Here is a 12,805-nt window from a genome sequence, read left to right as displayed (position 1 = left end):
GTAGACCGCAACGACGCTGACCACCGGCGGCGCGATTTCGGGGTACTGCGCGATCGGCAGCACACGCATCGCCGACAGGCCGGCGATGACGAAGAAGATCGACAACACGGCCGCGAAGATCGGCCGGTCGATGAAGAAGCGCGAAAACATGCGGAGCCTCGCTTACTTGGAGGCCGCAGGCTTGGCCGCGGATGCCGCCGGTGCCGCGGGCGCGCCACCGGACTGTGCCGGTGCCCCCACCTGCACCGGCGCACCGGGGAAGAAGATGCGTGCCATGCCGTCGACGATCACCGGGTCACCGGCCGCCAGGCCCGAGCGGATGATCCAGCCATCGGCCAGCTGATCGCCCACCTGCACCGGTTTGGGCATTGCCTTGCCGTCGGCCGCGACATAGACGAATTTGCCCTGCGGCCCTTCCAGCACCGCACGCGTGGGCACCTTCACCGCCTTCGGCCGGCTGGCGCCGAGCAGGCGCACACGCACGAACTGGCCGGGCTTCAGCACGCCATCGGGGTTCGGCACCTCGGCCTCGGCCTCGATGGTGCCGGTGGTGCCCGAGATGCGCGTATCGGAGAACACCACTTTGCCCTTGCGGGCATACAGGCTGCCGTCGGCGAGCTTCAACTCCACGTCGAAGGCTTCACCAGCCGGCAGCTTCAGGGCGCCGCTGGCGGATTCGCTGCGCCAGTGCTGCTGGTCGGTGTCGGCCAGGCCGAATCGCAGTTTGATCGGGTTCGTTTGAACCAGCGTCGTCAACAGGGTTTCCGGACCGGCCACCAGCGTGCCTTCGGAAACCTGCGAGCGCCCGGCCACGCCGTTGATCGGCGCTTCGACCTTGGCATAACCCAGGTTCAGCGCGGCCTCGGCGCGGCGCGCCTGGGCGCCCTTGACGTCGGCACGGGCGATCTGCTCGGCCGAAGCAGCGTCGTCATATTCGCGCTGGCTCACTGCCTTGGCTTCCCACAGGGGCTTCAGGCGCGCCAGCGTGCGCGCGGCCTGGCCAGCCCGCGCATCGACGGCGGCCAGGTCGGCATCGGCCCGGTTCAGCGCGGCCTGGAACGGCGCGGCGTCCAGCGAGTACAGCGACTGGCCCTTGCGCACCGCCACCCCTTCGCTGAAGTTGCGCTGCTGCAGGATGCCGCCCACGCGGGCTCGCACTTCCACCTCGCGCGAACCAGCGGTCTGGCCGACGTATTCATAAGTCACCGGCACATCGGCCAGGGCCACGGTTTCGATCGTCACCGGCGCGGGCGGCGGCCCACTGGCATGCCCATCCTGCGCGCCGGAACGGCTGCAACCCACCAGCAAAACCGCTGCGGCCACCGAGGCCATCACGAGCAAGGGCCATGCCAACGTGGCGCGGCCAGTACGGATTGATTTCATCACATTCCACCCTGATTCGGCAATGCGGCGCAGTTTACATACATCCATGAATGTATGATGCGGCCTAGGGTCAATCGGCTGAAACAGTCGAGGGTCAGCCCGATGTCTGGAGACGTCAATCCCATGGTTCGCCGCACAAAAGACGAGGCCCTTGCCACGCGCCACTGCATTCTGGATGCGGCGGAGTTGCTGTTTCAGCAACAAGGCGTTTCCCGTACCTCGCTGCAGGAGATCGCGCAGGCCGCGGCCTTGACACGCGGCGCGATCTACTGGCACTTCAAGGACAAGGCCGACCTGTTCAACGCGATGATGGAGCGGGCCACGATGCCGCTGGAGGAGTCGATGGCGGCGGCCAGCGGCGACGAGACGCAGAGCCAGGATCCGCTGACCTTCATCGAGGAACGCCTGGTGCAGGCCCTGCACCTGACGGTGCATCACGCCCCGACACGGCGCGTGTTCGAGATCGCCACGCACAAGGTCGAGTATGTCGACGAGTTGCAGGCCGTGCGCGAGCGCCACCTGCACAACCGCAACGAGTGCCTGGTCCAGGTGGAGCAGCAGCTGAAGCTGGCCACCAAGCGCGGCCAGATCAACAAGCGCACGCCGCCGCGCAGTGCGGCGCTGGGCCTGCACGCCTTGGTGGACGGGCTGATCCAGAACTGGCTGCTCGACCCCCAGGCCTTCGACCTCGTACGGGTCGGCCGCCAGGTGCTGCGAGCCTACCTGGCGGGGCTGCGACCCGACGAGGCCGCCTGAGCGCGCCCCCAGGCCGACGAAATACGTCGTCCGCCCCCCGAGGGGGTCAAGCAAAGTGGCAGAGCCACATTTGCTTGCGAGGCCATGCGACAAAGCGCGGCTCCGGCAGGCTGAACAGCAGCCCAGACCCTTGACGCGGCACCCCGAGTCACGGGAAAGTCACCTGTTTTACCCTCAGCGACCACGCCAGCGCCCGGCCTGCCGCCCGCGCGGCCGGGGCCACGGAGACTCCTGCCCATGAGCTTTGCCCTGCCCCCCGCCCCTGCCCGCGCCGCCTGGCGCCTGTCGGCGATCACCAGCGCGGTGCTGTTGACCAGCGCCTGCGCAACCCCCCAGCCCGCAGCGCCGGCAGCAGCCACCACGGCCGCCGCCAGCCCGGCCCCTGCCGCATCGACACCCGCGGCCGGCGCATCAGCCCCGGCCGCAGGGGCCAGCGCGCCAGGCGCCGCCCGCCCACCCGCGGATGCCGCCGCGCCCAAGCCCTTTGCCGAGGTGATCAAGGACGCCAAGCGCCAGGACGGCTATTTCGCCATCTGGCGCAAGGACGAAAAGGTCTGGCTGGAGATCCCGAGCAGCGCGCTGAACAAGCCGCTGCTGTTCTCGGTGAACATCGCCAACTCGATCGGCGAGCGCGGGCTCTATGCCAGCCAGATGGGCCCTGGCGCGATGGTGGAGTGGCGGCGCATCGGCAACCAGTTGCAACTGGTGGCGCTGAACATGCAATTCCGCGCCGACGGTGGGGGCAAGCGCGCCGTGGAGCAGGCCTTCTCGCCCAGCCTGATCGCCGCGGCTCCCGTGGCCAGCGCCGAGCACCCTGGGCGCAAGGCCTTCCTGGTGGATGCCGCTGCGCTGCTGCTGAGCGACATCCCCAGCTACAGCACGCGGCTCGAAGCCGCGTACCGGCTGCCGTACAGCCTGGACCGGACCAACTCCTACTTCGAAGCAGCGCGTGCCGATGCCAGGCTGAGCACGCTGACCGCCCGGGTGCACTTCGCCACCCCGCGCATTCCGGCGCCACCGCTGGTGCCCAGTCCGGTGCCCATGCCCTCGCTGCCGCAATCCGTGCCCGATCCGCGCAGCCTGTTCGTCAGCTACGTCTACAGCTTCCAGCCCTTGCCCGAAACTGTCATGCGCCCACGCGCCACCGATCCGCGCGTCGGCCACTTCATGGAATCGTTCACCGACCTCGGCGGCGACATGAAGCCCAACCCGCGGGTGCATTACGTGAAGCGCTGGCGCCTGGACAAAAAAGACCCGGCGGCGGCGCTGTCCGAACCGGTGCAGCCCATCACCTACTGGCTGGACAAGAACATCCCGCCGCGCTACCGCGCTGCGGTGGAGGCCGGCATCCTGGAGTGGAACAAGGCCTTCGAGAAGATCGGCTTCAAGAACGCCCTGGTCGCCAAGCAGCAGCCCGATGACGCCGACTGGGACAACATGGACGCCACGCATGCGTCGATCCGCTGGTTCGTCGGCGCCGACGTCGGCTTTGCGATCGGCCCGTCGCGGGCCGACCCGCGCTCCGGCGAGATCCTGGATGCCGACATCGGCATGAGCGATGTCTTCGCCCGCGGCTCGCGGCGCTTCATCTCGGACGATGTCGGCAAGCCGCAGGGCATCGCCGCAGCACAGCTGCATGCCGGCCATGACGCGGCCTACTGCAGCTACGGCCAGCAAGCCGCGGCCGAGATGGACTTCGCGCTCGACATCCTCGAAGCCCGTGGCGACATTGCACCGGACAGTCCCGAGGCCGAAGCCTTCGTGCAGGCGGTGATCAAGGACACCATCGCGCATGAGGTCGGCCACACGCTGGGCCTCAAGCACAACTTCAAGGCCTCGACGACGGTCAGCCGCGAGCAGCTGAAGGACAAGGCCTACACCGATGCCCACGGCACTTCCGGCTCGGTGATGGACTACAACGCCCTGAACATCGCGCTGAAGGGCGAGACACAGGGCACCTACAACAACACCACGCTCGGCGCCTACGACTACTGGGCCATCGAATACGCCTACAAGCCGCTGGAGGCGGCCAGCGAAGCGGCCGAACTCGGCAAGATCGCCGCCCGCAGCACCGAGCCGGCGCTGGCCTTTGCCGACGACACCGATGCCGGCGGCTTCGGCCCCTACGACGGCATGGATCCGCTGGCCAACCGCTTCGACCTGGGCGACGACCCGCTGGCCTACTTCAAGAAGCGCCTGGCGCTGTCGCAGGAGTTGTGGGCCCGCGTGCAGCAGCGCAGGCCGCAGCCCGGCGACGATCCGCTGCGCCAGCAGCGCTCGATGCAGTCCGGCTTCAATCAGCTGTTCCGCGCCGCCGAACTGGTGGGCAAGTACGTCGGCGGCATGCATGCAGTGCACGACCTGCCGGGCACCACCGGCCGCGCCAGCCTGCGCCCGGTGGAGCCGGCCAAGCAGCGCGAAGCCTTGCAGTTCCTGGCCAGCGGCCTGTTCAGCGCCGACAGCTTCCGCTTCCGCCCCGAGTTCCTGACCTCCTTGACCATGGACTACCAGGAGTGGGACCGCGCGCCGGTGAACCTGCCGGCCGCCGTGGCCCGCGTGCAACTGGTGGCGCTGGACCGCCTGCTCAGCGCGCCCACCGCGCAGCGCCTGCTGGACCTGCCCGGCTACCTGCCCGAGGCCGAGCGCAAGGGCCTGATCTCGCTGAACGAGGTCTACGGCACGCTGCAAGCGTCGGTGTGGAGCGAGCTGAAGACCGGCAGCGAGATCGAACGCCTGCGCCGCAACCTGCAGCGCGAACACCTGCGCCGCCTGCAGACCGTGCTGACGCGCGGCGCCCCTAACCTGCCGGCCGACGCCCTGAGCCTGGCGCGGCTGCATGCCACGCAACTGCAGGCCGATTTGCGCACCGCAGTGGCCAAGAGTGGCAACCAATCGGTCGAAACCCGTGCCCACCTGAGCGAAAGCCTGGGGCTGCTGACCGAAGCACTGCGCGCAACAATGCAGCGCAGCTGACAACCTGTTTGGAGAACCTGATGTCGATGACAAAACAATGGGCGGCACTGGCAGTGGCCGCGTTGGTGGTGGGCTGCGGCGGCGGCGACAGCACCGAGGCCACGACAAGCAACGCAGCCCGTGCGATGCGCGCGCTCGCGGTGTCGGCGCCCAGCGCCGTTGCCAGCGCGGTGGCGCCTGCCGTGGCCGCCGAACTTCTGCTGAACTTTGCCGAAGCGCACGCCGATCTGGAGGTCTACTTCCCCGGCCACCAGGCGACGCAGGACGCCGGCCCGTTCAAGTACCGCTACTACCCATCGACCGGCATCTACCTGGGCGTGGTGGTCAGCGCCGATCCGACCTACCTGCTGAACCATGTCTACGTACTGGGCGGTGTCTTCGGCGACGTGCCGATCGATGTCGGCCCGCTGACGAACTACGTCACGCCGACCGAGCCGAATCCCGGTGGCACGAACAACGGCTGCGCCGACCTGAGCCTGTACGACACCCAGGGCACCCGCACGGTGATGACCCATGCCTACAGCGGCGTGATCACCGGCACGGTGACGAGCGACACGCTGGTCGGCGCATTGACAAGCTTCGAAGGCCAGCAGGCACGTGAGGTCGTCACCACGACCACCGGCAGCCAGACAATCGGCGGCATGACGGCGTCGGCGGACGGCGAGATCAAGAGCTACCAACGCAAGAGCGGTGATGCGGAGGTCACGAACTACGGCAGTGTCATCGTCAAGCAAAACTCCGTCGGTGGCATCAGCACCACAACGACGCTCAAGACCGTCTGGTCGCCGCCATGGGTGTCCCGTGAATACGGGCTGGCGGTTGGACAGTCGCTGTCGGTCACGCAGTCGGGCAGCACCACGTCCACGATGACCTACTCGATACCGGGCTACCCACCGGTCGTCAACACCTCATCCAGCACCTTGACCGAAACCGTCAAGTACGTCGGGCGCGAATCCGTCACCGTGCCGGCCGGCACGTTCGAGGCCTGCAAGTTCGAGCGCACGAATGCGGAGGACGGCAGCCTCAGCACCAACTGGCTGAGCGTCGGCAACGGTCTCCCGCTCAAGACCGTCATCGGCTCCGGCACCGAGATGATGACCATGCAGGCCACGTCGATCACAGTGAACGGCCAGCCGCTCTGATGCCCTGCCGGGGCGCACGGGCCTCAGGGCCGGAGGGCCGGAAGGCCTGAGGGCTCCTGCGCCCGCGCCGTGCGCGCGCGCTCGCTGACTGCCAGAATCGCTGGCCACACCACGTCAGGAGCGCAGCGCATGGCCACTTCCTCCCACCCGTTCGCCAAAACCCTGCAGGGCTTCAGCACGGCCTCGGCCAAGTCCGGCAGGCTGTACTCGCTGCCCGCGCTGCAGCGCCAGCTCGGCAGCCGGCTGCAGCGGCCGCTGAGCCGGCTGCCGGTGTCGATCCGCATCGTGCTGGAGAGCGTGCTGCGCAATTGCGACGGCCAGCGCGTGCTGCCCGAGCATGTGCATCAACTCGCCAACTGGCAGCCGCAGGGCGAGCGCAGCGACGAGATCCCCTTCGTCGTCTCCCGCGTGGTGCTGCAGGACTTCACCGGCGTGCCGCTGCTGGCCGACCTGGCCGCGATGCGCAATGTCGCGGCTTCGATGGGCAAGAACCCCAAGGCCATCGAGCCGCTGGTGCCGGTGGACCTGGTGGTCGACCATTCGGTGATGATCGACCACTACGGCAACAAGCAGGCGCTGGACCTGAACATGAAGCTCGAGTTCCAGCGCAACCGCGAGCGCTACGAGTTCATGAAGTGGGGCATGCAGGCCTTCGACACCTTCGGCGTGGTGCCGCCCGGCTTTGGCATCGTGCACCAGGTGAACCTGGAATTCCTGGCCCGCGGCGTGCACAAGACGGCCGGCAAGGGTCTGGGCAAGGACAGGATCTACTACCCGGACACCCTCGTCGGCACTGACAGCCACACGACGATGATCAACGGCATCGGTGTGGTGGGTTGGGGCGTTGGCGGCATCGAGGCCGAAGCCGCGATGCTGGGCCAGCCGGTGTACCTGCTAACGCCCGATGTGGTCGGCTTCGAGATGAGCGGCCGGCTGCGTGAAGGCGTGACCGCCACCGACCTGGTGCTCACCGTCACCGAGATCCTGCGCAAGGAGAAGGTGGTCGGCAAGTTCGTCGAGTTCTTCGGCGAGGGCACGGCCTCGCTGGCGCTGCCCGACCGCGCGACCATCGCCAACATGGCGCCCGAATACGGCGCGACGATGGGCTTCTTCCCGGTCGACGAGAAAACCCTCGCCTACCTGAAGGGCACCGGCCGCACCAAGGCCGAACTCGAAGCCTTCGAGGCCTACTTCAAGGCCCAGGGCCTGTGGGGCATACCGGCTGCCGGCTCGATCGACTACACGCAGGTCGTCAAGCTCGACCTCGGCACCGTGGCCCCCTCGCTCGCCGGCCCGAAGCGCCCGCAGGACCGCATCGAACTCGGCCAGGTCGCGCAACGCTTCACCGAGTTGTACAGCGCGCCGGTGGCCGCCAGCGGCTTCAACCAGGCGGCCGACAAGCTGGCGCAGCCGGTGGCCGCCAGCCCGACGCTGACGCTGCGCAACGGCGACGTGCTGATCGCCGCGATCACCTCCTGCACCAACACCAGCAACCCCGGCGTCCTGCTGGCCGCCGGCCTGCTGGCGCAAAAGGCGGTGGCGCGCGGCCTGACGGTGGCGCCGCACATCAAGACCTCGCTGGCGCCGGGCTCGCGCATCGTCACCGAGTACCTGGAGAAATCCGGGCTGCTGAAGCCGCTGGAGAAGCTCGGCTTCAGCCTCGCGGCCTATGGCTGCACCACCTGCATCGGCAACGCCGGCGACCTGGCGCCCGAGATCAACGCGGCCATCCTGCAGAACGACCTGATCTGCGCCGCGGTGCTGTCGGGCAACCGAAATTTCGAAGCGCGCATCCATCCGAACCTGAAGGCCAACTTCCTGGCCAGCCCGCCGCTGGTGGTGGCTTATGCGATTGCCGGCACCGTGACGCGCGACCTGATGACCGAACCGGTGGGCCACGACCGCAAGGGCAAGCCGGTCTACCTGGGCGACATCTGGCCCAGCAGCGAGGAGATCCATGCGCTGATGAAGCATGCACTCGACCCGCAGGCCTATCGCGCGAATTACGCGCAAGTGGGCAGCAAGCCGGGCAAGCTGTGGGACAAGATCAAGGGCGTCTCGGGCCAGGTCTACAGCTGGCCGGCCAGCAGCTACATCGCGCAGCCGCCGTTCTTCAGCCAGTTCACGATGGCGCCGCAAGCCAGCATCGCCGGCGTGACCGGCGCGCGCGTGATGGCGCTGTTCGGCGACTCGATCACCACCGACCACATCTCGCCGGCCGGCTCGATCAAGCCCAGCTCACCGGCTGGGCTGTTCCTGCAGGCGCAAGGCATCACGCCGGCCGACTTCAACAGCTACGGCGCGCGCCGCGGCCACCACGAGGTGATGATGCGCGGCACCTTCGCCAACGTGCGCATCCGCAACCAGATGCTCACCGACGAAGGTGGCCTGACCCTGCATCAGCCGTCCGGCGAACAGCTGCCGATCTACGACGCAGCGATGCGCTACATCGCCGAAGGTGTGCCCACCGTCATCTTCGCCGGCGAGGAATACGGCACCGGCTCCAGCCGCGACTGGGCCGCCAAGGGCACGCAGCTGCTGGGCATCCGCGCCGTGGTGGCCAAGAGCTTCGAGCGCATCCACCGCAGCAACCTCGTCGGCATGGGCGTGCTGCCGCTGCAGTTCCGCGCCGGCGACAGCTGGCAGAGCCTGAAGCTCAACGGCCGCGAAACCATCGACGTGGTGGTCGACGGCGAACTGGCGCCACAGCGCGAGGTGCAACTGCTGATCCACAGCGAGGACGGCAGCACGCAGACCGTGCCGGTGGTGCTGCGCATCGACACACCGATCGAGGTCGACTACTACCAGCACGGCGGCATCCTGCCGTTTGTGCTGCGGCAGTTGCTGGCGGGGTAGCGGAGGGCGGCATCCGCCAGACACCAGCGACCAACGGTGGATCTATGACGCTTCGTCGATCCAGGGATTGAACAAGGGCACGCGCGCCCGAGCGTAGTCGCCGGTGTCGCGCGTCACGACGGTCAATCCGTGATGAAGGCCAGTTGCGGCAATGATGAGGTCGGGTTGGGAGAATGTATGACCGACCTTGCGTCCGTCCTCTACGAGAAGGCGCCACTTGAACATGACATCCTCGGAAACCGCGAGGACGCGCTGATCGAACATCGGGCGCACTTTATGGGCCAACCAGTCATTGAGTTCCGCGCGTCGGATCGGGTCGCTGATCATTTCGATGCCATAGCGAATCTCGGCAAAGGTCACGGCGCTGACGAAGAGTTGCTCCAGTGGCTGGCCCGCGACAAACGCCATGACCCGCGCTTCAGGGCGCAGCCGCCGCAACTCTGAAATGACGTTGGTGTCGAGCAGCCAAGCGCTCACAGCACGACGTTCCGCACCGGCATGATGGAACGACGCGGCTCGATCTCTATCTCGCGGTGCGGTGAGGCTTGAAGAGCATCGATCAGCAATTGCCCGGTGCGTTCGCCTCTCAGACGCAGAAACTCGTCTGCATCAATGACAACGACGGCGTCGCGGCCGTGCAGCGTAACGTGCTGCGGGCCGTCGCTGTGCGCACGGCGAACCAGTTCGCTGAAACGCGCTTTGGCATCCTGAAGCCGCCAACGGCCAAGCTGGGGCTCGGCAGGGGCGTCCGCCTTCTTGATCACTTCTCTGGTCATGCTGACCAGATTAGCATGACGCCCCCTCTCGATCAAGACTGACTGCCCAGTGCTCATGGTGGATGGCCGTGTTACGGGCCTGTCAGCGCACGGCGATCACAAGCTGATGTGCGAGCGCCGGTATTGAGGCGCTGGGTTGAGCCGGTCGGTGCGGTCACGTTCTCGAATATGCTCCCAGCCTCGCCGACTGTATGGAGCCCCGCCCACCATGACCCGCGTCTTCAATTTCAGTGCCGGCCCGGCCGTGCTGCCCGAAAGCGTGTTGCAAACGGCCGCCGCCGAGATGCTCGACTGGCACGGCTCCGGCATGTCGGTGATGGAGATGAGCCACCGCGGCAAGGAGTTCATCGCCATCCATGCCAAGGCCGAGGCGCTGCTGCGCTCGCTGCTGGCGATTCCGGCGAACTACAAGGTGCTGTTCATGCAGGGCGGCGCGATCGGCGAGAACGCCATCGTGCCGATGAACATGCTGCGCGGCAAAGCCAGCGCGGACTATGTGAACACCGGTGAATGGTCGAAGAAGTCGATCAAGGAAGCCAAGAAGTACGGTGGCGTCAAGGTCGCTGCCAGCGCTGAATCGAGTGGCTTCAACCACGTGCCGAAGCAGGACACCTGGCAGCTCGACCCGGACGCGGCCTATGTGCACATCTGCTCGAACGAGACGATCGGCGGCGTCGAGTACCACTGGACGCCCGAGACCGGCAGCGTGCCGCTGGTCGCCGACATGTCCAGCAACATCCTGTCGCGGCCGATCGATGTGTCGAAGTACGGCCTCATCTACGGCGGCGCGCAGAAAAACATCGGCCCGGCCGGCCTGACCATCGTGATCGTGCGCGATGACCTGATCGGCCACGCGCTGCCGATCACGCCATCGGCCTTCGACTACAAGACGCAGGCCGACAACGACTCGATGTTCAACACGCCGCCGACCTATGCGATCTACATCGCCGGCCTGGTGTTCGAGTGGATCCAGGCGCAGGGCGGGCTGGTGGCGATCGAGGCGCACAACCGGGCCAAGGCGGCGCTGCTGTACGACTTCCTCGATGCCAGCCGCTTCTATTCGAGTCCGGTCGCCCGCGAAGACCGCTCACTGATGAACGTGCCGTTCAAGCTGAAGAACGAAGCGCTCGACGATGCCTTCCTGAAGGGCGCGCAGGCGCGTGGCATGCTGCAGCTGAAGGGCCATCGCTCGGTCGGTGGCATGCGCGCCTCGATCTACAACGCGATGCCGATCGCTGGCGTGCAGGCGCTGGTGGGCTACATGAAGGAGTTCGAGGCCCAGCATGCGTGAGCGGCTGCAGGTGCTGGTGCTGAACCAGATCTCAGCCAACGGCCTGGCGCGGCTGCCGGCCGAGTCCTACCTCGTCGGCAAAGACGTGGCCGCGCCGGCGGCCGTGCTGCTGCGCTCGGCCGACATGCACGGCATGGTGCTGCCGCCCAGCGTGCGGGCGATCGCACGCGCCGGCGCCGGCACCAACAACATCCCCGTCAAGCAGATGAGCGAGCGCGGCGTGCCGGTGTTCAATGCGCCGGGCGCCAATGCCAATGCGGTGAAGGAGCTGGTCATCACCGGCATGCTGCTGGCCGCGCGCAACATCGCGCCGGCGCTGCGCTTCGTCGACGCGTTGGTGCCTAACGGAGATATGGAGCAGGCCGTCGAAGAAGGCAAGAAGGCCTTCGCCGGTTTCGAGCTCAGCGGCCAGACGCTGGGCATCATCGGCCTGGGCAAGATCGGCTGCCTGGTCGCCGATGCAGCGATCAAGCTGGGCATGAACGTGCTCGGCCACGACCCCGAGATCACTGTCGATGCCGCCTGGAGCCTGCCCTCGCAGGTGAAGAAGGCCGGCAGCGTCAACGAGGTGCTGCGCAACGCCCATTTCGTGACCTTGCATGTGCCGCTGGTGGAGGCCACGCGCAACCTCGTCAACGACGGCAACATCGGCCTGATGCGCGATGCCGCGGTGCTGCTGAACTTCTCGCGCGAAGGCGTGGTCAGCGATGCCGCGGTGCGCGAGGCGCTAGATGCCGGTCGCCTGTCGCGCTATGTCTGCGACTTCCCCAGCCCGGTGACCCATGGCCACGACAAGGTGATCGCGCTGCCGCACCTGGGCGCCAGCACCCGCGAGGCAGAAGAGAACTGCGCGCTGATGGTCGTCGACCAGCTGCGCGACTTCCTCGAACACGGCAACGTGGCCAACGCGGTGAACTTCCCGGCCGTCAGCATGGCGCGCGAATCGGCCTATCGCGTGGCCATCGCCAATTCCAACGTGCCCAACATGCTGGGCCAGATCTCGACGGCGATGGCGCGCGCCGGGCTGAACATCCACAACATGGTCAACAAGTCGCGCGGCGAGATGGCCTACACGCTGGTCGATGTCGACAGCCCCGTCGGCGACGCGGCGCTGGGAGAGATCCGCGCCATCGGCGGCGTGCTCTCGGTGCGCTATCTGCCGCTGCAGGGGTGATGGCCGGCAGGAACGGGGGTCTGATGCGTGTCGTGGTCATCGGCGGCGGCGCTGTCGGCTCGGCCGTCGCGCTGTTCCTGAAAAACCTGGGCGGTGCGGCCGTCGAGGTGCAGGTGGTCGAGCCCGACCCGGGGCTGACGCTGGCCTCGTCGGCCTTGTCGGCCGGCTCGATCCGCCAGCAGTTCTCGAACGCCATCAACGTGCGCATGTCCCAGTTCGGGCAAGCGGTGATCGGCGATGCGCAGGCCTGGCTGGGTGTCGACGATGAACCGGTGGACCTGGGCTACGTGCCCTCGGGCTACCTGTTCCTGGCCGGCGAGGCTGGCGCGCCAGTGCTGCGGGCCAAGCATGCCGTGCAGCAGGCCCTCGACGTGCCGGTGACGCTGCTCACGCCGATCGAGCTGGTGCAGCGTTTCCCGTGGTTGAACGGCGACGACCTGGCGCTGGCCAGCCT

Annotated in this window: 11 protein-coding genes; 7 read left to right on the top strand and 4 right to left on the bottom strand. The window is 67.3% G+C overall.

What is annotated here, in order from left to right; translation table 11 throughout:
• Both VLK61_RS31275 and VLK61_RS31270 read right to left on the bottom strand, forming a co-directional pair.
• Positions 1 to 150: efflux RND transporter permease subunit (locus tag VLK61_RS31275; RefSeq protein WP_325427507.1), on the bottom strand; the 150-nt coding region annotated here is incomplete at its 3' end.
• 12 nt (positions 151 to 162) lie between these two features.
• Entirely contained in the window at positions 163 to 1,353 is a 1,191-nt protein-coding gene (locus VLK61_RS31270; RefSeq protein WP_325427505.1) for an efflux RND transporter periplasmic adaptor subunit, read from the bottom strand.
• A gap of 153 nt (positions 1,354 to 1,506) precedes the next feature.
• Here VLK61_RS31270 and VLK61_RS31265 point away from each other — a divergent pair, with 153 nt between their 5' ends.
• The 4 genes from VLK61_RS31265 to acnA all read left to right on the top strand — a co-directional run bounded on the left by VLK61_RS31265 (position 1,507) and on the right by acnA (position 9,110).
• A complete protein-coding gene (locus tag VLK61_RS31265) occupies positions 1,507 to 2,139 on the top strand; it encodes a TetR family transcriptional regulator (protein ID WP_325427503.1) in 633 nt (210 codons plus the stop codon).
• A gap of 237 nt (positions 2,140 to 2,376) precedes the next feature.
• Positions 2,377 to 5,112 (top strand): zinc-dependent metalloprotease, encoded by a 2,736-nt coding sequence (locus tag VLK61_RS31260; RefSeq protein WP_325427501.1) that lies wholly within the window; start codon positions 2,377 to 2,379, stop codon positions 5,110 to 5,112.
• A 20-nt stretch (positions 5,113 to 5,132) separates the two neighbouring features.
• On the top strand, positions 5,133 to 6,254 hold the full coding sequence (locus tag VLK61_RS31255) for a hypothetical protein (RefSeq protein WP_325427499.1): 1,122 nt from the start codon (positions 5,133 to 5,135) through the stop codon (positions 6,252 to 6,254).
• A gap of 129 nt (positions 6,255 to 6,383) precedes the next feature.
• The gene (acnA, locus tag VLK61_RS31250; protein WP_325427497.1) at positions 6,384 to 9,110 is read left to right on the top strand and encodes an aconitate hydratase AcnA; all 2,727 of its coding nucleotides are present in this window, start codon (positions 6,384 to 6,386) and stop codon (positions 9,108 to 9,110) included.
• 42 nt (positions 9,111 to 9,152) lie between these two features.
• Here acnA and VLK61_RS31245 read toward each other — a convergent pair whose 3' ends face one another.
• Positions 9,153 to 9,587, bottom strand: coding sequence for a type II toxin-antitoxin system VapC family toxin (locus VLK61_RS31245; protein ID WP_325427495.1), 435 nt, complete (start codon positions 9,585 to 9,587; stop codon positions 9,153 to 9,155).
• Positions 9,584 to 9,943, bottom strand: a complete 360-nt coding sequence (locus tag VLK61_RS31240) for a type II toxin-antitoxin system Phd/YefM family antitoxin (protein ID WP_325427493.1) — start codon at positions 9,941 to 9,943, stop codon at positions 9,584 to 9,586. The genes VLK61_RS31245 and VLK61_RS31240 overlap by 4 nt, the downstream gene beginning before the upstream one ends.
• Positions 9,944 to 10,094: 151 nt before the next feature.
• Between VLK61_RS31240 and serC the strand changes: the two genes are divergently transcribed.
• The 3 genes from serC to VLK61_RS31225 all read left to right on the top strand — a co-directional run.
• Positions 10,095 to 11,177: a 3-phosphoserine/phosphohydroxythreonine transaminase gene (serC, locus tag VLK61_RS31235; protein WP_325427491.1), complete on the top strand. Its 1,083-nt coding sequence runs from the start codon at positions 10,095 to 10,097 to the stop codon at positions 11,175 to 11,177.
• Positions 11,170 to 12,351 (top strand): phosphoglycerate dehydrogenase, encoded by a 1,182-nt coding sequence (locus VLK61_RS31230; RefSeq protein ID WP_325427489.1) that lies wholly within the window; start codon positions 11,170 to 11,172, stop codon positions 12,349 to 12,351. The genes serC and VLK61_RS31230 overlap by 8 nt, the downstream gene beginning before the upstream one ends.
• Positions 12,352 to 12,374: 23 nt before the next feature.
• The coding region (locus VLK61_RS31225; protein ID WP_325427487.1) for an FAD-dependent oxidoreductase at positions 12,375 to 12,805 on the top strand (431 nt) is incomplete at its 3' end.

Source organism: Aquabacterium sp., from assembly GCF_035476535.1.
Lineage (GTDB): Bacteria > Pseudomonadota > Gammaproteobacteria > Burkholderiales > Burkholderiaceae_C > Pseudaquabacterium.
The sequence above is the reverse complement of the archived record's forward strand: the minus strand, read 5'-3'. Positions and strand labels throughout refer to the sequence as shown.